28 protein-coding genes and 1 tRNA gene are annotated in these 21,583 nt (G+C 56.5%); 21 read left to right on the top strand and 8 right to left on the bottom strand.

Going from position 1 to position 21,583, the window contains the following annotated elements:
- Window positions 1-3 precede the first annotated feature (3 nt).
- The 14 genes from KOE80_RS02080 (at window position 4) to tatC (ending at window position 9,232) form a co-directional block, all read left to right on the top strand.
- Window positions 4-252, top strand: a complete 249-nt coding sequence (locus tag KOE80_RS02080; protein ID WP_009455487.1) for a BolA family protein — start codon at window positions 4-6, stop codon at window positions 250-252.
- Window positions 245-1,507: a UDP-N-acetylglucosamine 1-carboxyvinyltransferase gene (gene murA, locus KOE80_RS02075; RefSeq protein WP_115634542.1), complete on the top strand. Its 1,263-nt coding sequence runs from the start codon at window positions 245-247 to the stop codon at window positions 1,505-1,507. Before KOE80_RS02080 ends, murA begins: the two co-directional genes overlap by 8 nt.
- Window positions 1,504-2,178 (top strand): ATP phosphoribosyltransferase, encoded by a 675-nt coding sequence (gene hisG / locus KOE80_RS02070; RefSeq protein WP_009455485.1) that lies wholly within the window; start codon window positions 1,504-1,506, stop codon window positions 2,176-2,178. Before murA ends, hisG begins: the two co-directional genes overlap by 4 nt.
- Before the next feature lie 129 nt (window positions 2,179-2,307).
- A complete protein-coding gene (gene hisD, locus KOE80_RS02065) occupies window positions 2,308-3,612 on the top strand; it encodes a histidinol dehydrogenase (RefSeq protein WP_035269855.1) in 1,305 nt (434 codons plus the stop codon).
- 25 nt (window positions 3,613-3,637) lie between these two features.
- Window positions 3,638-4,225 (top strand): imidazoleglycerol-phosphate dehydratase HisB, encoded by a 588-nt coding sequence (gene hisB / locus KOE80_RS02060; RefSeq protein WP_009455482.1) that lies wholly within the window; start codon window positions 3,638-3,640, stop codon window positions 4,223-4,225.
- Between the two features lie 20 nt (window positions 4,226-4,245).
- Complete coding sequence (hisH, locus tag KOE80_RS02055; RefSeq protein ID WP_009455481.1) at window positions 4,246-4,893, top strand: imidazole glycerol phosphate synthase subunit HisH; 648 nt, start codon at window positions 4,246-4,248, stop codon at window positions 4,891-4,893.
- Window positions 4,894-4,970: 77 nt separating this feature from the next.
- The gene (hisA, locus tag KOE80_RS02050; protein ID WP_009455480.1) at window positions 4,971-5,711 is read left to right on the top strand and encodes a 1-(5-phosphoribosyl)-5-[(5-phosphoribosylamino)methylideneamino]imidazole-4-carboxamide isomerase; all 741 of its coding nucleotides are present in this window, start codon (window positions 4,971-4,973) and stop codon (window positions 5,709-5,711) included.
- The gene (gene hisF, locus KOE80_RS02045) at window positions 5,708-6,499 is read left to right on the top strand and encodes an imidazole glycerol phosphate synthase subunit HisF (protein WP_035269852.1); all 792 of its coding nucleotides are present in this window, start codon (window positions 5,708-5,710) and stop codon (window positions 6,497-6,499) included. Before hisA ends, hisF begins: the two co-directional genes overlap by 4 nt.
- Complete coding sequence (gene hisI, locus KOE80_RS02040; RefSeq protein WP_009455478.1) at window positions 6,499-6,903, top strand: phosphoribosyl-AMP cyclohydrolase; 405 nt, start codon at window positions 6,499-6,501, stop codon at window positions 6,901-6,903. Before hisF ends, hisI begins: the two co-directional genes overlap by 1 nt.
- The gene (locus KOE80_RS02035) at window positions 6,900-7,253 is read left to right on the top strand and encodes a phosphoribosyl-ATP diphosphatase (protein WP_021447244.1); all 354 of its coding nucleotides are present in this window, start codon (window positions 6,900-6,902) and stop codon (window positions 7,251-7,253) included. The genes hisI and KOE80_RS02035 overlap by 4 nt, the downstream gene beginning before the upstream one ends.
- An 83-nt stretch (window positions 7,254-7,336) precedes the next feature.
- Window positions 7,337-7,705, top strand: a complete 369-nt coding sequence (locus tag KOE80_RS02030; RefSeq protein WP_026483636.1) for a histidine triad nucleotide-binding protein — start codon at window positions 7,337-7,339, stop codon at window positions 7,703-7,705.
- A gap of 12 nt (window positions 7,706-7,717) precedes the next feature.
- Window positions 7,718-7,951, top strand: coding sequence for a Sec-independent protein translocase subunit TatA (gene tatA, locus KOE80_RS02025; protein ID WP_021447245.1), 234 nt, complete (start codon window positions 7,718-7,720; stop codon window positions 7,949-7,951).
- Window positions 7,952-7,973: 22 nt separating this feature from the next.
- On the top strand, window positions 7,974-8,468 hold the full coding sequence (gene tatB, locus KOE80_RS02020) for a Sec-independent protein translocase protein TatB (RefSeq protein WP_060185454.1): 495 nt from the start codon (window positions 7,974-7,976) through the stop codon (window positions 8,466-8,468).
- A complete protein-coding gene (gene tatC, locus KOE80_RS02015) occupies window positions 8,465-9,232 on the top strand; it encodes a twin-arginine translocase subunit TatC (protein WP_009455473.1) in 768 nt (255 codons plus the stop codon). The genes tatB and tatC overlap by 4 nt, the downstream gene beginning before the upstream one ends.
- Window positions 9,233-9,512: 280 nt before the next feature.
- On the opposite strand, the gene KOE80_RS02010 is transcribed toward tatC, so the two are convergent.
- The gene (locus KOE80_RS02010) at window positions 9,513-10,685 is read right to left on the bottom strand and encodes a S1C family serine protease (protein ID WP_226348227.1); all 1,173 of its coding nucleotides are present in this window, start codon (window positions 10,683-10,685) and stop codon (window positions 9,513-9,515) included.
- Between the two features lie 25 nt (window positions 10,686-10,710).
- Between KOE80_RS02010 and KOE80_RS02005 the strand changes: the two genes are divergently transcribed.
- Window positions 10,711-11,487 (top strand): Nif3-like dinuclear metal center hexameric protein, encoded by a 777-nt coding sequence (locus tag KOE80_RS02005; RefSeq protein ID WP_226348226.1) that lies wholly within the window; start codon window positions 10,711-10,713, stop codon window positions 11,485-11,487.
- A 181-nt stretch (window positions 11,488-11,668) separates the two neighbouring features.
- Here KOE80_RS02005 and mscL read toward each other — a convergent pair whose 3' ends face one another.
- Window positions 11,669-12,124 (bottom strand): large conductance mechanosensitive channel protein MscL, encoded by a 456-nt coding sequence (gene mscL / locus KOE80_RS02000; RefSeq protein WP_009455470.1) that lies wholly within the window; start codon window positions 12,122-12,124, stop codon window positions 11,669-11,671.
- Between the two features lie 126 nt (window positions 12,125-12,250).
- On the opposite strand from mscL, the gene petA reads away from it, so the two are divergent.
- The 5 genes from petA (at window position 12,251) to KOE80_RS01975 (ending at window position 16,375) form a co-directional block, all read left to right on the top strand.
- Complete coding sequence (gene petA / locus KOE80_RS01995) at window positions 12,251-12,895, top strand: ubiquinol-cytochrome c reductase iron-sulfur subunit (protein WP_035269839.1); 645 nt, start codon at window positions 12,251-12,253, stop codon at window positions 12,893-12,895.
- 50 nt (window positions 12,896-12,945) lie between these two features.
- On the top strand, window positions 12,946-14,334 hold the full coding sequence (locus KOE80_RS01990; RefSeq protein ID WP_009455468.1) for a cytochrome b: 1,389 nt from the start codon (window positions 12,946-12,948) through the stop codon (window positions 14,332-14,334).
- A gap of 19 nt (window positions 14,335-14,353) precedes the next feature.
- A complete protein-coding gene (locus KOE80_RS01985; RefSeq protein WP_226348225.1) occupies window positions 14,354-15,208 on the top strand; it encodes a cytochrome c1 in 855 nt (284 codons plus the stop codon).
- Between the two features lie 126 nt (window positions 15,209-15,334).
- On the top strand, window positions 15,335-15,943 hold the full coding sequence (locus KOE80_RS01980) for a glutathione S-transferase N-terminal domain-containing protein (protein ID WP_009455466.1): 609 nt from the start codon (window positions 15,335-15,337) through the stop codon (window positions 15,941-15,943).
- A 6-nt stretch (window positions 15,944-15,949) separates the two neighbouring features.
- Window positions 15,950-16,375, top strand: coding sequence for a ClpXP protease specificity-enhancing factor (locus KOE80_RS01975; protein WP_009455465.1), 426 nt, complete (start codon window positions 15,950-15,952; stop codon window positions 16,373-16,375).
- A gap of 263 nt (window positions 16,376-16,638) precedes the next feature.
- Here the strand turns inward: KOE80_RS01975 and cysW are convergent, their stop codons facing one another.
- Genes cysW through cysP form a run of 3 tightly spaced genes read right to left on the bottom strand, consistent with a single transcriptional unit; the run spans window position 16,639 to window position 19,379 of the window.
- Window positions 16,639-17,484: a sulfate ABC transporter permease subunit CysW gene (gene cysW / locus KOE80_RS01970; protein WP_051316283.1), complete on the bottom strand. Its 846-nt coding sequence runs from the start codon at window positions 17,482-17,484 to the stop codon at window positions 16,639-16,641.
- A complete protein-coding gene (gene cysT / locus KOE80_RS01965; protein ID WP_060185455.1) occupies window positions 17,481-18,371 on the bottom strand; it encodes a sulfate ABC transporter permease subunit CysT in 891 nt (296 codons plus the stop codon). The genes cysW and cysT overlap by 4 nt, the downstream gene beginning before the upstream one ends.
- A gap of 3 nt (window positions 18,372-18,374) precedes the next feature.
- Window positions 18,375-19,379 carry a thiosulfate ABC transporter substrate-binding protein CysP gene (cysP, locus tag KOE80_RS01960; RefSeq protein WP_042485687.1) on the bottom strand — a complete coding sequence of 335 codons (1,005 nt, stop codon included), beginning with the start codon at window positions 19,377-19,379 and terminating at the stop codon, window positions 18,375-18,377.
- 247 nt (window positions 19,380-19,626) lie between these two features.
- Between cysP and KOE80_RS01955 the strand changes: the two genes are divergently transcribed.
- Window positions 19,627-19,702: transfer RNA gene (locus tag KOE80_RS01955), tRNA-Thr, on the top strand.
- Between the two features lie 68 nt (window positions 19,703-19,770).
- On the opposite strand, the gene KOE80_RS01950 is transcribed toward KOE80_RS01955, so the two are convergent.
- The 3 genes from KOE80_RS01950 to KOE80_RS01940 all read right to left on the bottom strand — a co-directional run bounded on the left by KOE80_RS01950 (window position 19,771) and on the right by KOE80_RS01940 (window position 21,578).
- The gene (locus KOE80_RS01950; RefSeq protein WP_407845316.1) at window positions 19,771-20,142 is read right to left on the bottom strand and encodes a GFA family protein; all 372 of its coding nucleotides are present in this window, start codon (window positions 20,140-20,142) and stop codon (window positions 19,771-19,773) included.
- Between the two features lie 159 nt (window positions 20,143-20,301).
- Window positions 20,302-21,252: a 2-hydroxyacid dehydrogenase gene (locus tag KOE80_RS01945; RefSeq protein WP_226348300.1), complete on the bottom strand. Its 951-nt coding sequence runs from the start codon at window positions 21,250-21,252 to the stop codon at window positions 20,302-20,304.
- Window positions 21,252-21,578 (bottom strand): NIPSNAP family protein, encoded by a 327-nt coding sequence (locus KOE80_RS01940; protein ID WP_226348224.1) that lies wholly within the window; start codon window positions 21,576-21,578, stop codon window positions 21,252-21,254. The genes KOE80_RS01945 and KOE80_RS01940 overlap by 1 nt, the downstream gene beginning before the upstream one ends.
- Window positions 21,579-21,583 lie beyond the last annotated feature (5 nt).

Raw genomic sequence — 21,583 nt, 5'->3', positions numbered from 1 at the left:
TTCATGTTGCCGACCCCCGAACAAGTTCACCAATACATTGCCGACAACCTGCCCTGTGAACACTTGCAAGTGCAAGGCGATGGTTCGCACTTTGAGGCCCTGATCGTCAGCACCGCCTTTGAAGGCAAACGCCTGATTGCGCGTCACCAACTGGTTTACAAAGCCCTGGGCGACCGGATGAAAGCCGAAATCCACGCCCTGTCCATGCGCACGCTTACCCCCGACGAATACAAGGCCAATCCGAATGGATAAATTACGCATCACAGGCGGACAACGCCTGAATGGCGAGATCACCGTCTCTGGCGCCAAAAACGCCGCCCTGCCCATTCTGTGCGCCAGTCTGCTGACTGCCGACACGGTGTACCTGGACAATGTCCCGCGTCTGCGTGACATCGACACCACCCTGAAGCTGTTGGGACAGTTGGGTGTCACCCAGGAGCGCAATGGCACGCTGGAGCTGAATGCAGGCAACATCACCAATCTGGAAGCGCCCTACGAACTGGTGAAAACCATGCGCGCCTCCATTCTGGTGCTGGGCCCCCTGCTGGCCCGCTTTGGCGAGGCCCGCGTCAGCCTGCCCGGTGGTTGTGCTATTGGCCAACGCCCTGTGGATCAACACATCAAGGGTCTGGCGGCCATGGGTGCAGAAATCCATGTCGAGCACGGTTTTGTGAATGCGCGCGCCAAACGCTTGCGCGGTGCCGTGGTGCGCACGGATATGGTGACAGTGACCGGCACCGAAAACCTGATGATGGCCGCCGTTCTGGCTGAAGGCCAAACCATTCTGGAAAACGCAGCCCGCGAACCGGAAATTATTGATCTGGCCGAGCTGCTGATCAAAATGGGTGCCAAAATCCAGGGCCACGGTACCGACCGTATCGTCATTGACGGTGTCGAACGCCTGCACGGTGCCAAACACACCATCTGCCCCGACCGTATTGAAGCCGGTACGTTCCTGTGCGCCGTTGCCGCTACCGGTGGCGAACTGACCTTGCGCAATACCGATGCTAACGCCATGGGCGCCACGCTGGACAAGCTGCGCGAAGCCGGACTGCAGATTGAAACCGGCTCGGACTGGATCAAGGCCAGCATGAATGGTCGCCCCAAGGCGGTCAGCTTCCGTACCAGCGAATACCCCGGCTTCCCCACGGACATGCAGGCTCAATTGATGGCACTGAACACCATTGCCGACGGCACCGCCTCGGTCGTGGAAACCATCTTTGAAAATCGCTACATGCACGTACAGGAACTGAACCGACTGGGTGCACAGATCGATATCGAAGGCCATATGGCCGTCGTTACCGGCGCTCCTTACCTGACTGGCGCCACCGTCATGGCAACCGACCTGCGTGCGTCGGCCAGCCTGGTCATTGCAGGCCTGGCGGCTCGGGGTGACACTACCGTCGAACGCATCTACCATCTGGACCGTGGCTACGACCGCATGGAAGCCAAGCTTCAAGCCGTAGGCGCCAACATCGAGCGAATCAGCAGCAAGGAAACCCAATGAGTCCCGCCGGTTTAAATCAACCTCTGACGCTGGCCTTGTCCAAAGGCCGGATTTTTGACGAAACCCTGCCATTGCTGGAAGAGGCAGGCATCAAGGTGCTGGAAAGCCCCGAAACGTCGCGCAAACTGATCCTGCCCACCAATAACCCGGACCTGCGTCTGATTATTGTGCGTGCCACCGACGTGCCAACCTACGTGCAATACGGTGCCGCCCATATCGGAATTGCCGGCAAGGATGTGCTGTACGAGCACATGGAACAGCACCCCGGCGGTCTGTACCAGCCCGTGGACCTGAACATTGCCCGTTGCCGCCTGTGTGTGGCCGTGGCCGAAGGCTTTGACTACCATTCGGCCGTCAAGCAAGGTTCGCGCCTGCGTATCGCCACCAAATACACCCGCGCTGCCCGCGAACACTTCGCCAGCAAAGGCGTATATGTGGACTTGATCAAGCTGTATGGCTCCATGGAACTGGCTCCGCTGGTCGGCCTGGCCGACGCCATTGTGGACCTGGTCTCCAGCGGCGGCACCTTGCGTGCCAACAAGCTGGTGGAAGTGGAAGACATCACCCCCATTTCCTCGCGCTTGATCGTCAATCAGGCTGCCATGAAGAATCGTGGTGCCCAGTTGCAACCCCTGATCGACGCTTTCTCTCGCGCTTCGGTAGACGAGTAAAACTTCCCCTGCCACGGGCGGGGGATAAACAGCCTGACAATCCTGCTTGCGCAAAAGGCGCAGACCGCCTTTTGCCTAAGCGAAATGTTATACACTGGCCCTTGAACCTTAGCTTTTTCCTATAGCGACATGTCACTGATCCATCGCCTAACCTCCCAATCCGCCCAGTTCGATGCCGAACTGCGCACTCTACTGGCTTACGAAGCGTCCGAAGACGCGTCTATCGAGCACGCTTGTGCCGAAATTCTGCATCGTATCCAGCATGAGGGGGACACGGCCTTATTGGATTACACCCAGCGCTTTGACCGACTGGCTGTTGAACAGGCCTCGGCACTGGAAATCTCCAAAGAAGAACTGTTTGCGGCTCTGGACAGCCTGCCTGCCGATCAGCGCAAGGCACTGGAACAGGCCGCCGAGCGTGTGCGTCGTTACCACGAGCATCAGCGCACTGAAACCTGGACCTACACGGAAGCCGATGGCACCGTGCTGGGGCAGCAAGTTACCCCCTTGGACCGTGTGGGACTGTATGTCCCCGGTGGCAAGGCCGCTTACCCCTCCTCGGTTCTGATGAACGCCATTCCTGCCAAAGTGGCTGGTGTTCCAGAACTGATCATGGTCACGCCTACACCCGATGGCGTGCGCAACCCCATCGTGCTGGCGGCTGCCGCCCTGGGCGGTGTCGATCGCGTGTTCACTATTGGTGGCGCGCAGGCTGTAGGCGCTTTGGCTTACGGTACGGACACCATCCCGCCGGTAGACAAGATCGTCGGCCCCGGCAACGCCTATGTCGCCGCTGCCAAACGCCGCGTCTTTGGCGTCGTTGGCATCGACATGATTGCCGGCCCCTCCGAAATCCTGATCATCAGCGACGGCAGTGCTCCTGCTGACTGGGTGGCGATGGACCTGTTCTCCCAGGCTGAACACGACGAGCTGGCCCAGGCCATCTTGCTGTGTCCCGATGCGGACTTCCTGGACCAGGTTGAAGCGGCCATCGAACGTCTGCTCCCCACCATGCCACGCGCGGACATCATCCGTCGCAGCCTGTCTGGTCGCGGTGCCCTGATCCACGTCCGCGATCTGGACGAGGCCTGTAAGATCAGCAACCATATCGCGCCGGAACACCTGGAAGTCTCTACCCGTAACGCCCAGGACTTGTTGGGCAAAATCCGCCATGCTGGCGCCATTTTCCTGGGCCCCTACAGCTCCGAATCGCTGGGCGATTACTGTGCCGGGCCTAACCATGTCCTGCCGACGGCACGCACTGCGCGTTTCTCGTCACCTTTGGGCGTCTACGATTTCCAGAAACGCAGCAGCATTATTCAGGTTTCAGAATCAGGCGCCCAAACATTGGGACCCATAGCCGCTACGCTGGCACAAGGCGAGGGCCTGTACGCCCACGCTGCCAGCGCGCAATTCCGATTGAACCAATCCTGATACCGGCCTTGCCGCCGGCACTGATATGCGTACCGCCGAGATTACCCGCAATACCAATGAAACCCGCATCCGCGTGGCCGTTAACCTGGACGGCACCGGCCGTCACTCGCTCAACAGCGGCGTGCCCTTTCTGGACCACATGCTGGACCAGATCGCCCGCCATGGTCTGATTGACCTGGACGTGCACTGTGAGGGCGACACCCACATCGATGATCACCACACTGTCGAGGATATCGGCATTGCGCTGGGCCAGGCTTTTGCCAAGGCCGTAGGCAGCAAAGCCGGTCTGCGCCGCTACGGCCATGCCTATGTACCATTGGACGAGTCGCTCTCGCGCGTAGTGGTGGACTTCTCCGGTCGCCCCGGCCTGTTTTATTTTGTGCCCTTTACCCGCGCACGAATCGGCCAGTTCGATGTAGACTTGGCACGCGAGTTTTTCCAGGGTTTTGTCAATCACGCCCTGGTTTCTATGCACATCGATAACCTGCGCGGCGAAAACGCACACCACCAGTGCGAAACCGTGTTCAAAGCCTTTGGCCGAGCATTGCGTATGGCTCTGGAGCTGGACCCACGTAGCGAAGGCGTGGTGCCTTCGACCAAAGGGGTTCTGTAAACGTCCTTCGGACACACATCGTGACCACTATCGCTATTGTCGATTACGGTTCGGGCAACATCTTCTCGGTTGCCCGAGCACTGCATGCCGCCGCACCTGATGCGCGCATCGTTCTTGCTCAAACCCCTCAAGCCATTCTGGATGCGGACCGGGTTGTCTTACCCGGCCAGGGTGCCATGCCCGATTGCATGGCCCACCTGGACCAATCCGGTTTGCGCGATGCCTTGCTGACAGCCGCCCGCAACAAGCCCTTATTGGGCATCTGCGTAGGCGAACAAATGCTGTTCGATTCCAGTCAGGAAGGCAATGTCCCCTGTTTAGGTCTGATTCCCGGCCAAGTGCGCCGTTTTGAGGGCCCGAACTACAAAAGCAGCGACCACGCCTCCGGCCCCGGGCTGAAAGTGCCCCATATTGGCTGGAACCGCGTACACCAGACTCAGGATCATCCCTTATGGGCTGGCATTGAGGATGGCGCGTTCTTTTACTTTGTTCATAGCTACTTTGTCGATCCGCTGCATATAGATCAAACTTGTGGTTCGACGCACTATGGCCAACGCTTTACCTCGGCGATAGCAAACGCTAATATTTTTGCGTTGCAATGCCATCCTGAGAAAAGCGCAGACAACGGCCTGCAACTGTTCCGGAATTTCGCCAACTGGAAGCCATGATTTTTCAAGCAAGCTTCCCGGCGTTGTTCTGACTTTTTCCGACCCAGTATTTCTTACGTTTTTTACGGCTAAAGACCATGCTTTTGATTCCCGCCATCGACCTCAAAGACGGGCGTTGTGTGCGCCTTCGCCAGGGTGACCTGGACGATGCCACTATTTTCTCGGATGATCCGGCCAAAATAGCAACACAATGGCTGGAACAAGGGGCCCGGCGCCTGCATCTGGTGGACCTGAACGGCGCTTTTGCCGGTAAGCCCAAGAACAGCGAAGCCATCAAATCCATTATTGCTGCCATCGACGGTGAAATTCCCGTACAGATCGGCGGTGGTATCCGCGACCTGGATACCATCGAGCGCTACCTGGACGCTGGCATGAGCTATGTCATTATTGGCACTGCCGCTGTCAAAAGCCCTGGTTTCCTGCAAGACGCCTGCAGCGCCTTTCCTGGCAACATCATTGTTGGCCTGGATGCCCGTGACGGCAAAATCGCCACCGACGGCTGGAGCAAGCTGACCCGCCACGACGTACTGGATCTGGCCAAGAAATTTGAAGACTACGGCTGCGAGTCCATTATCTACACCGATATTGGCCGCGACGGCATGCTGACTGGCGTGAACATCGAAGCCACCGTCAAGCTGTCCCAGCACGTGAAGATTCCCGTCATCGCCTCCGGCGGTGTCACCAACCTGAAAGACATCGAAGACCTGTGTGCCGTAGAGCACGAAGGCATCGAAGGTGTGATTTTGGGTCGCAGCATTTACGAAGGCACCCTGAATTTTGCCGAGGCGCAAACCTTCGCTGACGAGTACCAGGCATGAGCCAGGACGTCACCAACGAATTAGCCTGCCGCATCATTCCTTGTCTGGACGTTACCGCTGGCCGCGTGGTCAAAGGCATCAACTTTGTGGATCTGGTCGATGCCGGAGACCCGGTCGAGATCGCCCGCAAGTACAACGACCAGGGTGCCGACGAACTGACCTTCCTGGACATTACGGCCACCTCGGACAACCGTGATCTGATCTTGCCCATCATCGAACAGGTGGCCAGTCAGATTTTCATCCCCCTGACAGTGGGCGGTGGTGTGCGCGAAGTGGCCGACATCCAGCGCCTGCTCAATGCCGGTGCGGACAAGGTGTCCATTAACAGCGCCGCCATCAGCAACCCGGACCTGGTGCGTGCCGCCAGCGATCACCATGGCAAGCAATGCATGGTCGTCGCCATTGATGCACGCCGTGTCAGTGCTGAAAACGAAGCCCCCCGCTGGGAAGTCTTTACCCACGGCGGTCGTCGTGGAACCGGCCTGGACGTGGTGGAATGGGCAGCTCGCATGGCCGAATACGGCGCCGGCGAACTGCTGCTGACCAGCATGGACCGCGACGGCACCAAATCCGGCTTTGATCTGGAACTGACTCGTGCCGTGTCCGAGGCGGTCTCCGTTCCCGTTATCGCCTCTGGTGGTGTGGGCGGCCTGCAAGACCTGGCCGATGGCGTGATCAAGGGCGGCGCCAGTGCCGTACTGGCCGCCAGCATCTTCCACTACGGTCAACACACTATTGCCGAAGCCAAGGATTTCATGGCTGCGCAAGGTATACAGGTGCGACGCTAATGGCTGACTTACCGGCCTGGCTGGCTGAAATCCGCTTTGATGAACAAGGCTTGATCCCCGCGATTGCACAGGACCAGGCCACGGGCAAAATCTTGATGGTCGCCTGGATGAACCAGGAGTCCCTGCAAGAGACCGTCAGCACCGGCCGCGCCGTGTACTGGTCGCGTTCCCGCCAGCGCCTGTGGCGCAAGGGCGAGGAATCCGGTCACGTACAGCATGTCAGCGACTTGCGCCTGGACTGTGATGGCGACGTTATTTTGCTTAGCGTGGAACAGGTTGGCCAGATCGCCTGTCATACGGGTCGTGAAAGCTGCTTTTATCGCCAGCTGCAAGGCCAGAGCGATCAGGCACAATGGGTGGCGGTTGACCCCGTCCTGAAAGACCCGGAGCATATTTACCGATGAGCGAACAACCTACTGTCGAGACGATCCTCGATCATCTTGGCCGCACCCTGAAGTCCCGCCTGCCTGCACAAGGCGGGGACCCATCCTCTTCCTACGCCGCCAAGCTGCTGGCCAAGGGACCGGATGCATTCCTGAAGAAAATCGGGGAAGAAGCGACCGAGCTGGTCATGGCTGCCAAGGATGAAGAACGCGAGCGCATCGTCTACGAAACGGCAGACCTGTGGTTTCATAGCCTGGTGGCCCTGACTTACTACGGTCTGGAGCCCCGCGATGTCCTGACAGAACTGCTGCGCCGCGAAGGTACATCAGGCCTGGAAGAAAAAGCTTCGCGCCCTAAGGACCAGGTGTAATTCTGTCATTTAGACGCGCTACACTGTCCTGATACCTAGATTTTTGGCACTTGCCCAGCAAGTGCTTCGCTACCGAGGTTGCTATGAGCGAGAACTGTCTGTTTTGTAAAATTGCTGCCGATCAGATCCCGTCCAAAAAAGTGTACGAGGACGAGGACTTTCTGGCATTTCACGACATCAACCCAGCTGCACCTATCCATATCCTGGTAATCCCCAAGAAACACGTCGTGTCCATGCAGGACGTATCGGGCCAGGATAGCGAATGGTTGGGTAAAATGATGGCTTTGGCACCTTCCCTGGCCGCAAAGGCTGGTTGTCGCCCTGGCCCTGAAGGCGGTTTCCGCATTGTCATCAACAACGGTTTGGATGGCGGGCAGGAAATCAACCATTTACACATGCACATCTTGGGCGGTGAGCGCCCATGGCAACAACGCGCAGCCATGGCTGCTTAAGGGAGATACATTATGGGTAGCTTTAGCATTTGGCACTGGCTGATCGTTCTGGTCATCGTTGCCCTGGTTTTCGGCACCAAGAAACTGCGTAATATCGGCTCGGATCTGGGCGGTGCAGTCAAAGGTTTCAAAGAAGGCATGAAAGACGTGGGTGAAGAAGAAAAAACACCCGAAACCGTCAGCCAACGCGCTGCCGATCCTCAAACGATCGACGTGCAGGCCAAGGAAAAATCCGATCGCGCCTGATCCCCTTCTTGTGTGAGTCTGAATGTTTGATGTCAGCTTTAGTGAACTGCTCCTGATTGGAGTGGTTGCCCTGATCGTCATCGGTCCCGAACGTCTTCCTAAAGTAGCGCGCACCGTCGGCCATTTGCTTGGCCGCGCACAGCGCTACGTTAACGAGGTCAAGACCGATATCCAACGCGAAATCAATCTGGATGAGGTGAACAAGCTCAAAGACCAGATGGAGGACGCCGCGCGCTCGGTGCGCAGTTCGGTCGAGGACACGGGCAAAAGCATCAGCCAGCCTCTGACAGAAGCCCGCGACACCCTGCAAAACGCGTCGGAGTCCGCACGCAAGGCCTTCTCGGATACCGCCGAGAGCGTCAAGGCGAGCCCCGACGCCATCCCCGCGAAAGAATCGGCTGCCAGTCAGCTCGATACGGATGCAGCCGCCCAGCCAGCGCCCAGTGCGCCAGCCAGTGACGACGCTCCCCGTCCTACGGATGCTCCCGCCCAACCCTCTAAAGGACCGACGGCATGAGCACCGAAGCGCCTCAAGAAGATACCTTCATCTCCCACCTGGTCGAGCTGCGTACACGCCTGCTGCGCGCGGTCATTGCCGTGGTCGGGATTTTTATCGTGCTGTTTACGTATCCGGGCGCTTCGGCCATTTATGATGTGCTGGCCCAGCCCATGATGAGCTCTCTGCCCGAGGGTACGCGCATGATTGCCACCGGGGTGATTACCCCCTTCATGGTGCCGGTCAAGGTCACCTTGATGGCATCGTTCGTATTGGCCTTGCCTATCGTGCTCTACCAGGCATGGGCCTTTATTGCGCCAGGTTTGTACAACCACGAAAAGAAGCTGGCTCTGCCGCTGATCATGACCAGCACCTTGCTGTTCATTGCCGGCATGGCGTTTTGTTATTTCGTGGTGTTCCGCACCGTGTTTCACTTCATCGCCTCGTTTGCCCCGCAATCGATTACACCAGCACCGGACATCGAAGCCTATCTGGGCTTTGTCATGACCATGTTCCTGGCCTTTGGCATTACCTTTGAAGTGCCTATCGCCGTGATTTTGCTGGTGAAAACAGGCGTTGTAACGGTAGCCAAACTGCGCGAAATCCGTGGTTATGTAATTGTGGGCGCGTTTGTGATCGCCGCTATCGTGACCCCGCCCGATGTGGTCAGCCAGATCTTGTTGGCCGCCCCGCTATGCCTGCTTTATGAATTAGGGATTCTGGCCGCCAGCCTGATCAAGAAACGGGAAGCGGAAAACAGCGAAGGCCGCGAGCTGGATCTGTAAAACGATCAAAGCAACACCTGTTTGTACGCGTCACATGGCGTGCAGACCCAAAAATGGCTCTCTTGCCTTGCTCCAAAAGGAGTAGCCCAGAGAGCCATTTTTTTTAGATACCTTGCCAAGCCTTCGCGCCACTACGATCTGCAAAACAGCGTAGCCAAATGCAAATCGCCTGACCACACAAGCATCACACACTACCCAAGAGCCTGTACGGCCTGGAAGGCCTTGAACGCACCGTTACGCTCTTTCAGTGAACTCCAGCGAAGAGGAGAAGCTGCTGGCCCTATTTGCGCACCTGAGGTCGCATACCGACCTTGACGGGAACGTCCAGCTCCTTGCCATCGCGCAATACGCTTAATGTCACGGTCTGCCCGGGTTGCACTGGGCCAATCTGATTGAGCAGGCCAATTGAATCGGCCACTTGTTGACCATTCAAGCGCAACACAATATCGCCCACCTGCAAATGCGCCTCGGCAGCCGGGCCGTGACGTTGCACACTGGCAATAATCACACCTGCACCACTCTTTAGTTTGAAAGACTTGATCAGGTCCGGGGTAATGTCCTGTGGCTCCAGGCCCAGCCAGCCGCGTGTCACTTCACCATTACGGATAATTTCGTTCATGATGGCCAGCGCAGTCGAGGACGGAATGGCAAAACCGATACCCAGCGAACCCCCTGTTTCGGAATAAATAGCGGTATTGATTCCCACCAAACGGCCAACCGCATCCACCAGAGCCCCACCCGAGTTGCCGGGATTAATGGCGGCATCGGTCTGAATGAAGTTTTCGTAAATATTGATGCCCAGGCGATTGCGTCCCAAGCCGGAGACAATGCCCATCGTCGTGGTCTGACCCACTCCGAAAGGATTGCCAATGGCCAGCACCACATCGCCCACCTGCAATTGATCCTGTTCCTGGGTCTGAATCACAGCCAGCTTGGGCAGATCCACTTTCAGCACGGCCAGATCGCTTTCAGGGTCCGAGCCAATCAGACGCGCCTTGGCCTGACGTCCATCCGATAATGCCACCTCGATGGCATCAGCCGCTTCAATCACGTGGTAATTGGTCAGGATATAACCCTGCTCGTGTACGATCACGCCCGAACCCAGGTTGATTGTGGAGCGGCGACCCATCAAGTCGGGCAGTTCGCGAAACAGGCGCTGCAGATCAGGATCTTCCAGCAAGGGAGAATTGCCTTCCAAATGCTTGCTGGTGTACACATTAACGACCGCCGGCGCGGCGCTAGTGACAGCCGAGGCATAAGACAGCGGGCCATCCTGCTCCATAGCAGGCGCGGGGATCAGGGACGGAACCGGTGCAGGCAAAACCACCGTATTCGTAGAGCGGACGGGAGCCTCGGGCGCGCCCACCCACTGCGGTCGCAGCGTCACTACAATAAAAAAGCCCGCCAGACAAATTGTCACCGCTTGAGCAAACACTAGCCACAATCGACGCATAGCACTCTTTCAGATAAGGATTTCCATGACTCAGGTTTCAACAGCCGAACTGGCCAGCTGGCTCAATAGCACCTTGGATGTCGCCCGTTTCAAGGACTATTGTCCCAATGGGCTTCAGGTCGAAGGCAAGCCCTATATTGGCAAACTCGTCACCGGCGTGACGGCCTCGCTGGCACTGATTGACGCCGCTATTGCCCGCCAGGCGGACGCAATTTTGGTGCACCACGGCTGGTTCTGGAAAAACGAAAACCCGTGCATTGTAGGCGCCCGAAAAACTCGTATAGAACGCGTCCTGACGCATCAGCTTAACCTCTTGGGCTATCACCTGCCCCTGGACGCTCACCCTGTCCTGGGCAATAACGCCCAGTTGGCTCGCCAGTTAGGCATCGAGGTGCTGCGCGACGCAGACGGCGTGGCACAAACCTGTGGTCCGGATGGACTGGTCTGGCTGGGTGAACTGCCAACCCCAGTTTCACTGGAAACATGCAGCCTGACAGTTTGCAATAATTTACAACGGCAGCCACTGGTTGTTGGCGATTTACAACGGAAAATCCGCCGAATAGCCTGGTGCACAGGAGGGGCACAGGGCTTTATTGATAGCGCCATCGCCGCGCAGGCCGATCTTTACATCAGCGGCGAAGCTTCGGAGCAGACATTTCACAGTGCACAGGAAAACAACATTGCCTTCATGGCAGCCGGCCATCATGCAACCGAACGCTATGGAGCCAAGGCTTTGGGCGAAGAAATCGCTCGCCAGTTTGGCATAGAAGTGGAGTTCATCGATCTGGACAACCCGATCTGATTTCATCAAAAACCCGCACATATGACCTTGAACAAGCTTTAAAGCGCCGCAGGCTAGACAAGCCCAGGCCCTGAAAGGCTAAAATCAGGCATCCGGCGCGGGCAAACTTGACCCTGCCGGTGGGTTTACATAAACAAAAAGGTGCCGAAAGGCACCTTAAAGCTTTGATAAGTCTGGGCTTTTATTTTTTCAGCGAATCCCTGATCTCGCGCAGCAAGATGACGTCTTCAGGGGTTGGTTCGGGTACGGCCTCAGCAGCTTCAGCCTTGGCCACGGTGGCACGCATACGGTTAATCATCTTGACCATGCAAAACACCACGAAGGCCAGCAAGATGAAGTTGATGAAAATGGTCAGGAAGTTACCCCACGACAAAACAACAGCACCGGCCGCATTCAGAGCTTCCAGGGTTTCTGGGCCGGTAAAGCCCTCTGGTGTACGCAAGACCGTGAACTGGTTGGTAAAATCCACTTCGCCGCCAAGGATGAAACTGATGACGGGCATGACGATGTCTTTTACCAGCGAGTCGATAATCTTGCCAAAAGCAGCGCCAATAATGACACCGACCGCAAGGTCCATCATGTTGCCCTTAACTGCGAACTCCCGGAATTCGTTCAGGAAACCTCGAGCCTTGTTCATATGTTCACCTTTGATCAAGTTATGCTGCGCTGGGTAACGCGTATAATGTGCGGTTGAATAATATACCCAGGCCCAAATCCGTAAATTGTGGTATTGCCCGAGTCGGGCAGGAATAAGGATACTAGAATGAGTCAGAATACGACACAGCCCGATGCCATAGGCGCGGTTGATTTCAATCTTCCGCCCGATCCTTCGCGCCGCACCTGGGTCGCCACCGCCTGTGCATTAGGTGGTGTCGCTGGTGTGGCGACAGCTGTTCCCTTTGTCAGCTCCTTTGCTCCTTCCGAGAAAGCGAAAGCGGCCGGCGCTCCCGTAGAGGTCGATATTTCCGGTATCGCCCCCGGTCAGATGCGCACCGTGGAATGGCGCGGGAAACCCGTCTGGATTCTGCACCGCACCAAAGAGCAGCTGGACGCACTGCCCAAGCTGGACAGCCAGCTGGCCGACCCTGACTCGGATCGCCCCGGTTACACCCCTGCGTACGCCAAGAACGAATACCGTTCGCGTCGCCCTGAAATCTTTATCTGTATCGGTATCTGCACCCACCTGGGTTGCTCCCCTACCCCGCATCTGGCTGCTGGCGCTGGCGCTGGTCTGCCCGGTGGTTGGGAAGGCGGCTTTCTGTGCCCCTGCCACGGCTCCACGTTCGACCTGGCCGGCCGCGTCTACAGCAACAAGCCTGCTCCAGACAATCTGGAAATCCCGCCCTACGAGTTCTCGGCTGACGGCACGATGGTTACCATCGGCGTAGACGAAAACAACAAGGCCTAAGGCGGCTGTAACCCAATACGTACTATTTAAAAAGATAAAGGAGCCGTTTCATGGCTGGCGAGAAAACCGTCGAAACGACAGGACTCTTGGGATGGATTGACAGGCGTTTCCCCCTGACATCCATGTACAAAGAGCACATGTCAGAATATTACGCGCCGAAGAACTTCAACTTCTGGTACTTCTTTGGCTCTCTGGCACTGCTGGTGCTGGTTATCCAGATCGTGACTGGTATTTTCCTGGTCATGAACTACAAGCCTGATGCCAAGCTGGCCTTTGAGTCGGTTGAATACATCATGCGTGAAGTGCCCGGTGGCTGGATCATTCGCTACATGCACTCCACAGGCGCTTCCATGTTCTTCGTGGTGGTGTACCTGCACATGCTGCGCGGCTTGTTCTACGGTTCTTACCGCAAGCCACGTGAACTGGTCTGGATCTTTGGCGTTGCCATTTTCCTCTGTCTGATGGCTGAAGCCTTCATGGGCTACCTGCTGCCATGGGGCCAGATGTCCTACTGGGGCGCCCAGGTGATTGTGAACCTGTTCTCGGCCATTCCTTTCATTGGTCCTGACCTGGCTATTTTCATCCGTGGTGACTACGTGGTGTCCGACGCCACCCTGAACCGCTTCTTTGCTCTGCACGTGATTGCGGTGCCTCTGGTCCTGCTGGGTCTGGTTGTGGCTCACCTGATCGCACTGCATGAAGTGGGTTCCAACAACCCCGACGGCGTGGAAATCAAGAAAGGCCCCAAAGACGCTCAAGGTCGTCCTTTGGATGGCATCCCCTTCCACCCTTACTACACCGTGCACGACATCCTGGGTGTGGCGGGCTTCCTGATTGTGTTTGCCGCGATTGTGTTCTTTGCCCCTGAAATGGGCGGCTACTTCCTGGAGTTCAACAACTTCAGCCCTGCCGATGCACTGAAGACTCCTCCGCACATTGCTCCTGTCTGGTACTTCACGCCGTTCTACTCCATGCTGCGTGCCACGACTGCCGACTTTACCTGGGTTCTGGCCGGTGCTTCCGTGCTGGGTGCTCTGGTGCTGTTCGTCAAAGGCAAGCTGCCCGGTATCTGGCGCCTGGTCGTACCCGCTGTCCTGATCGCTGTTGCTGTGCTGCTGCGTGTTATCGACGCCAAGTTCTGGGGCGTGGTGGCCATGGGTGGTACGGTCGTGATCCTGTTCTTCCTGCCTTGGCTGGATAAATCGCCTGTGAAGTCGATTCGCTACCGTCCTACCTGGCACAAAGTGCTGTACGCGATTTTCATCATCAACTTCCTGATCTTGGGTTACCTGGGCACACAGGCTCCGAACGACTTGTTCAACCTGCTGAGCCAGATCGGTACGGTGATCTACCTGGCCTTCTTCCTGCTGATGCCAGTATGGAGCCGCATGGGTACGTTCAAACCCGAACCTGATCGCGTGACTTTCCGCCCTCACTAGGCCCCCAACACGAAACGGAATGACCATGATTAAGAAACTGCTTGGCGCTCTGGCCTTGTCCCTTACCTGCACGGTGGCTGGTGCCGCCGAAGGTGGCTATGCCCTGGAGCGCGCGCCCGACCGCATGAATGACATGGCGGCGTTGCAAAATGGCGCAAAACTGTTTGTGAACTACTGTCTGAACTGTCATAGCGCCAACTCCATGCGCTACAACAAGCTGACAGACATCGGCCTGACCGAAGAGGACATCAAGAAAAACTTGCTGTTCTCCTCGGACAAGGTGGGTGATCTGATGAAGATCGCCCTGACCCCTGAAATGGGCAAGAAGTGGTTTGGTGCCGCTCCTCCGGACCTGTCCGTGATTGCGCGTGCCAAGTCCACCAACTTGGGCCCCAGCGGCGCAGACTACATCTACACCTACTTGCGCACTTTCTACCGTGACGCATCCCGCCCAACCGGCTGGGATAACCTGGTTTTCCCAAGCGTGGGTATGCCTCACGCCATGTGGGAGCGCCAAGGTGGCGTCACCTTGCACCGCACGACCGTGGCCCAGGAAGCCAAGGACGATGGCAGCAAGGAATGGGTCAAGACCACGGCTACTTACGATCCAGCCGGTTTCTCCGACGTCAAGAAAGAAGTATTGGCCGATTACACCGGTCACGCTACTGACAGCGTCAAGCTTGAGCCTGTTAACGCCAAGGCTGCTGCCAAATACGACAGCGACGTGGCCGACCTGGCCAACTTCATGGACTGGATGGCCGAGCCTGTGCAGCTGGAGCGCAAGAAAATTGGCGTGGGCGTGATCCTGTTCCTGCTCTTGTTCTTTGCCGTTGCATGGCGCCTGAACAGCGTTTTCTGGAAAGACATCAAGTAAAACGCTATGCTAGACGGGCAGGCCTAACTAGCCTGCCCGGCTTTTTATTGTTAAAACCCCTTGCAGGGTTTTAAATTCTGAGCCGTGAGGCTCTTGTTTTTATTTCTACGACTGGAATCTCCTACCATGATGGTGCTCTACTCTGGAACAACTTGCCCATTCTCACAGCGCTGCCGTTTCGTGTTGTTTGAAAAAGGCATGGATTTCGAGATCCGCGACATCGACTTGTACAACAAGCCTGAAGATATCGCCGTCATGAACCCCTACGGACAGGTGCCGATCCTGGTAGAACGTGACCTGATCTTGTACGAATCGAACATCATCAATGAATACATTGATGAGCGTTTCCCGCATCCTCAGCTGATGCCTGCGGACCCCACCATGCGCGCCCGCACACGCCTGTTCCTGTACAACTTCGAAAAGGAACTGTTTGTACACGTGGCCGCCCTGGAAGACCGCCGCAACGCGGATGCCAAGGCACAAGAACTGGCCCGTCAGCAAATCCGCAACCACTTGTCGCAGCTGGCTCCCATCTTGCTCAAGAACAAGTACATGCTGGGTGAAGAATTCTCCATGCTGGACGTGGCGATCGCTCCCCTGCTCTGGCGCCTGGACCACTACGGTATCGAACTGCCCAAGAGCGCTGCTCCTGTGCAAAAGTACGCCGAGCGCGTATTCTCGCGTCCTGCCTACATTGAAGCACTGACTCCTTCCGAAAAAGTCATGCGTCGCTAATCCACTATGCAAGAAACCTCGACCAAGCCTTACCTGCTGCGCGCTCTACACGAATGGTGTTCCGACCACGGATACACCCCACACATCGTGGTCACGGTAGACGCCAACACGGTTGTTCCACGCGGCCATATTCAGGATGGTCAAATCACCCTGAATATCGGGCATCTGGCCACCAATGGCCTGATCCTGGGCAACGACTACATTGAATTCCAGGCCCGCTTTGGCGGCGTCACGGAAGACATTTTCGTACCCGTGGCAGCTGTATCGGCCATCTACGCACGCGAAACAGGCGCTGGTATGGGTTTTGAAGTGGTGGAGTCCGAGCCTTACGCAGAAGGTGACACACCGGACGCCGCTCCTGAAGCTGCACCGGAAGCTCCCGCTGCCAAGAAAGACGCTGACAAGGTCTCGCACCTGAAGATCGTCAAATAAGGCGCGTTCGACGCAGACAAAAATAGAGCCCCGCATGGGGCTCTATTTATTTGGGTTCCAAGCTCGGCAATCACCCTAGCTTTGGCTTTGGCTTTGGCTTTGGCTTTAGCTTGGCTTGGCTTGGCTTGGCTTGGCTTGGCTTGGCTTGGCTTGGCTTGGCTTGGCTTGGCTTGGCAGATCAGTATCAGCTACTTAAACCACCTCAGGGAATACTCAGCCACCTAACGCCACTGAAAATATTTCCCAAGCCTCCAGCCCACCATCTACCCTTGTACTGCCTCCGCTTGATTACGGCGACGCCCAGCCGCCACACGCCACTCCAGCAGGCTCTTGAGCATCACAGACACAATCGCGAACACCGCCAGCAGCGCAGCCGCTGTAAAGGCCGCTGCTGCCTTGTTATCGTTGTTCAGCTGATCCACCAGCAAGGACAAGGTCAAAGTCTGATTCATGATGGTGCCCGACACCACGGACACGGCCCCAAACTCCCCAATCGCACGGGCATTGGTCAACACCACGCCATAGAGCAAGGCCCATTTGATATCCGGCAGCGTCACATGCCAGAAGATCTGCCAGCCGTTTGCACCCAGACTTAAAGCCGCCGCCTGTGCATCCGAGCCCTGAGCCTGCATGATGGGAATCAGGATACGAGCCACATAAGGCGTCGTCACAAAGATAGTGACCATCAAGATACCCGGCCAGGCGAACATCAACTGAATATCACGCGCGCTTAGCCATTGCCCCAGGGACGACTCCACACCGTAGACCACCAGGTAACACAGGCCCGCCACCACCGGAGAGACCGCGTAAGGCAAATCCACCAAGGTACTTAGCAGACGACGACCACGGAACTGGTAATGCGTCAGACACCAGGCCAGCAAGATGCCAAAGACCATATTCAGGGGCACCGTCAGCACCGCCACAAACAGAGTCAACCCGATGGCATGCAGCATATAGTCCTCTTGCAGATTGCTCCACAAGGCAGGCAAACCATCGCCCAAGGCTTTGGAGAAAATCAGTACCAAGGGGACTACCAGCAGCCCCAGCACCAACACAATGCCCAAGGCCAAAATCAGGCGGTCTGCCGTGCTTTTAGGTGTTTTTCTCATGGTGCCCTCCGCTGCCAGCCCAATAGACGATTCTGCACCATCTGCAAGGTGAACAAGAGCAGCAAGGATGCGATCAAGATCACCGAGGCAATCGCGGCAGCGGCCGGGTAATTGAACTCTTGCAGCCGCACAAAAATCATCAGGGACGACACTTCAGTTTTGAAGGGAATATTGCCCGCAATCATGATGACTGCGCCAAACTCACCCAGGCTACGAATAAAAGCTTGAGACGCTCCAGTCACCAGAGCAGGAATCAGCGGAGGAAACACCACTTTGCTGAAGGTCTGCCAGCCACTGGCACCCAAGGTGTGGGCAACCTCTTCATACTCGGCACCCAGCTCTTCAATCACGGGCTGCACGATACGCACCACAAAGGGCAAACTGGTGAACGTCATGGCCAACACAATACCGGGGTATTGATAAGCAACCTTCCAACCCTCCGGCAGAAACTGGCCAAACCAGCCACCAGGCACAAATAGCGTCGCCAAGGTCAAACCTGCTACCGACGTTGGCAAGGCAAACGGCAGGTCCACCAAAGCATCAATCAGACGGCGCCCCGGAAATTCAAAGCGCGTGATAATCCAGGCAATGATGAAGCCCACCACACTGGCAATCACAGTGGAGTAAAAAGCGGCACTGATCGTGACCTGATAACTGCTGACAACGCGTTTATCAGTCACCGCACGCCAATAATCGGCCAGGCTCATGTCACTGACGTACATGAACAAGGCCGACAAAGGCAGCAGCACAATAATGGACAGGTACAGGACGCTAAAGCCAAAGCTCAGTCCAAAACCCGGCATGACGGGGCGGCGCAGAAAGAAGATGGGCTTTAGCGCAGTCTTCGCCCCGGAATCCTGCGCCCCGCCCACAAGAGTACGACTCATGAATTACTTGGCCAGCAACTGGTCCAACACCCCGTTAGCAGCAAAGTGGCGGCTCTGGATGTCAGTCCAGGAACCCAGAACATCAGTAGGATTGATCAGCTTGACCGGCGCGTACTTGGACTCGAACTCCTTGGCCACGGCAGGATCCGTCACACGGTAGTTGAAGCCAGCCAGCAGGCGCTGAATCTCGGGGGTGTACTGGAACTTCAGATATTCGGTTGCTTCCTTGCGAGTGCCTTTCTGGTCGACCACTCGGTCCACCACGGCTACCGGGAACTCGGCCAATACGCTGACAGGGGGCACCACCACTTCCAGCTCGCTGCCCTTGAACTCATCGCTGGCAGCAATATTGATCACTTCGGATTCAAAGGTCAGCAAAACGTCGCCCTGACCATTCTGGGCAAACGCCACGGTCGCACCACGACCACCTGTGGGGAAGCTTTCTACATTCCCCAGCACCTTGCCGACAAACTCCTTGATCTTGGCTTCGTCACCGCCGAAAGCCTCATTGGCGTACAACCAGGACGCCAAATAGGTGTAGCGGGCATTACCCGAGGTCTTGGGGTTCGGGAACACCAGCTTCACATCGTCACGTACCAAATCATCCCAGGACTTGATGTTCTTGGGATTGCCCTTGCGCACCAGAAAAGCGATGGTGCTGTAGTAAGGCGAGCTGTTGTTCGGGAACTTGCTGGCCCAATCCTTGGCAACCGCCCCGCGTTCGGCCAGGAACTCAATATCGGTAACCTGGTTGAAAGTAACGGTGTCTACTTTCTTGCCCTGGATAATGTCCTGGGCTTGACGAGAGGTCCCAGCAAAAGACTGGTCAATCTTGATGTCTTCACCAGTCGTCGCTTTCCAGTGTTCAACAAACTTGGGGTTAATCGCCGCAAAGGTCTCGCGCGCCACGTCAAACGAGGCGTTCAGCAAAGAAACCTGGGCACTGGCCGTGCCACCCAGCAAAGATGCCAACAACAAGGCAGAGCCAACAACAGACTTCAATTTCATGGTGTTCCCCAAAGGTCCCGGACGCGGCCTTCGGAGCCCGTCACTGATGTTCAATCGCGTGCTATCTATATAAGCGCAGCTTGGATAGATCAGATTATGGGTAGGGAAAAAGGCATTTAAAACGACATTTTCATCATGCTCTTATAACCAGAACCTATCTATTGGCTGGGCTGGCGTGGTGTGCACCACAGCAATATTTTTCTGGTGATTGCTTCTTGGCGAAAAACCCGGCTATAATCGTCAATTCGCCGGCTTAGCTCAGTTGGTAGAGCAGCGCACTTGTAATGCGAAGGTCGAGGGTTCAACTCCTTTAGCCGGCACCACGAATAAAACAAAACGCCAAGCTTTTGAAAGCTTGGCGTTTTGTTTTTCTGCTGTCGGAATCTTGCCTTTACTCTGGCGGGAATGCTTCGTACTGAGACAGATCATCAGTAATCTCATGCCAAGATGCTTTCGAACCTACGAACACATGGCATGTCGGACGCGCACCAGGGTCATCATCCAATACACCTAGCGCCAAGCCTAGCTCCCCCGGCTTCTGATCAAACTTGGTCAAAATATTTGATCCACACCGAGAGCAAAAGCCACGGTGTTCCCCTGGCGAGGACTCATAAAAGCGCAACAGCTCCTGCCCGCGAAACCAATGAAAGTCTTTAGTCTTTACCTTGCCCCGCGCCCTGAACGCAGAACCATGAGACTTGCGACACATACGGCAATGGCAATAGAGCAGATCCGTAATGGAGCCGGTGATATCAAAGACCACGCCTTGGCAAAGACAGCTTCCTTTCACAAGCCATACCCCCAAAGAGTAAATTTCTCGCCGCTGATTTCAGCGGGCGTCGAACGCCTTACTCGATAGAGGATACAAGACATTGGGCCAAATCTGCCGGACGACATAAGGCCGCCAGCCCGCCGCCCCACCTTATAGCCTCACCGGCGTCACCAGCTCCCCTTCCTTGACGAAACGCTCCACATTCTTCAACACCAAATCACACATGGCCGCTCGGGTTTCACGGGTCGCGCTCCCTACATGGGGTAATACTACGACCCGATCATTGCTCAGCAATTCAGTTGGCACTTCAGGTTCGTTCTCGAACACATCGAGCCCTGCTCCTGCCAATTGGCCGTTTTCAAGAGCGGCGACCAGGGCTTTTTCATCCACGACAGAACCACGGGCGACGTTGATAAGGTAGCTGTGGGGCCCAAGAGCGTTCAAGACCTCGGCAGACACCAGGTGATAGGTTTCCGGGCTGCCGGGGCACGCCACGATGAGGAAATCGCACCATTGCGCCAAGGCCAGCAGCGAAGGCTCGTGCTGCCAAGGCAACTCGGGTTTGGCGCTACGTGTGTGATAGCGGATCTCCATGTCAAAGCCGATCGCGCGACGTGCAATCACCTGTCCGACTCGGCCCATGCCCAACATGCCCAGACGCTTGCCGCTGACCCGCGTGCTTGGCATGGTGGGGCCGACACGCGGCCAGTCACCACGCCTAACGTGACGGTCAGAAACAGAAATGCCCCGCACCGTATCGATTAGCAAGCCCATGGCCAAGTCGGCCACGCAATCGTTTAGAACATCCGGCGTATTGCTCAGCATCACCCCACGCGCACGGACGGCATCCAGGTCGATGGCATCGTAACCAACGCCCAGGCTACAAATCGCTTTCAGGTTTGGCAAGGCATCAATCAGTGCCTTGTCTGCGCCCTGCGTTCCGGTGGTGATCAGCACCGTGAATTCAGCTCCGTGCTCACGCAAGAACGCCGCTTGATCAGGCGCATCGCTCAGGATTTCGACCGGGCACAAGGCGGGCAGTTTGCCCGCCAGTGGTGGTGGCAAGGGGCAAGCTTGAAGAATTTTCTGGCTCATGGTCATCATTCGCTCGTAAAAACGTCGAAATCGACTTGTTTCAACAGTGCATTGCTCTGGCGTATGACATGCCCCGCAGCGGCGGCTTTACGGCGATAGTCCAACCAGCGGGGGTCAGCCTCCAAGGCATTACGACGGGCCTCTCGGTCAGCCATATCTTCGTATGCCCACAGGTGCACCACCTGATTCAACTCGCCCACTTCCGTGGTGTAGTAGCCGTGGCAGGGGCCCAGATGTTCGATCTGTATGGCACGTCCTTCCGTCGCGTACAAGGACAGGAAATCGCGCAGCAGGCCGGTGGGGATGGTGTAGGTTCTTTGGTCGATAATCATATTGC

The sequence above is a fragment of the Alcaligenes sp. 13f genome (assembly GCF_020496585.1).
Classification (GTDB): domain Bacteria; phylum Pseudomonadota; class Gammaproteobacteria; order Burkholderiales; family Burkholderiaceae_B; genus Alcaligenes; species Alcaligenes phenolicus.
Note: the sequence above shows the minus strand (reverse complement) of the source record. Positions and strands in the feature narration are given on the sequence as shown.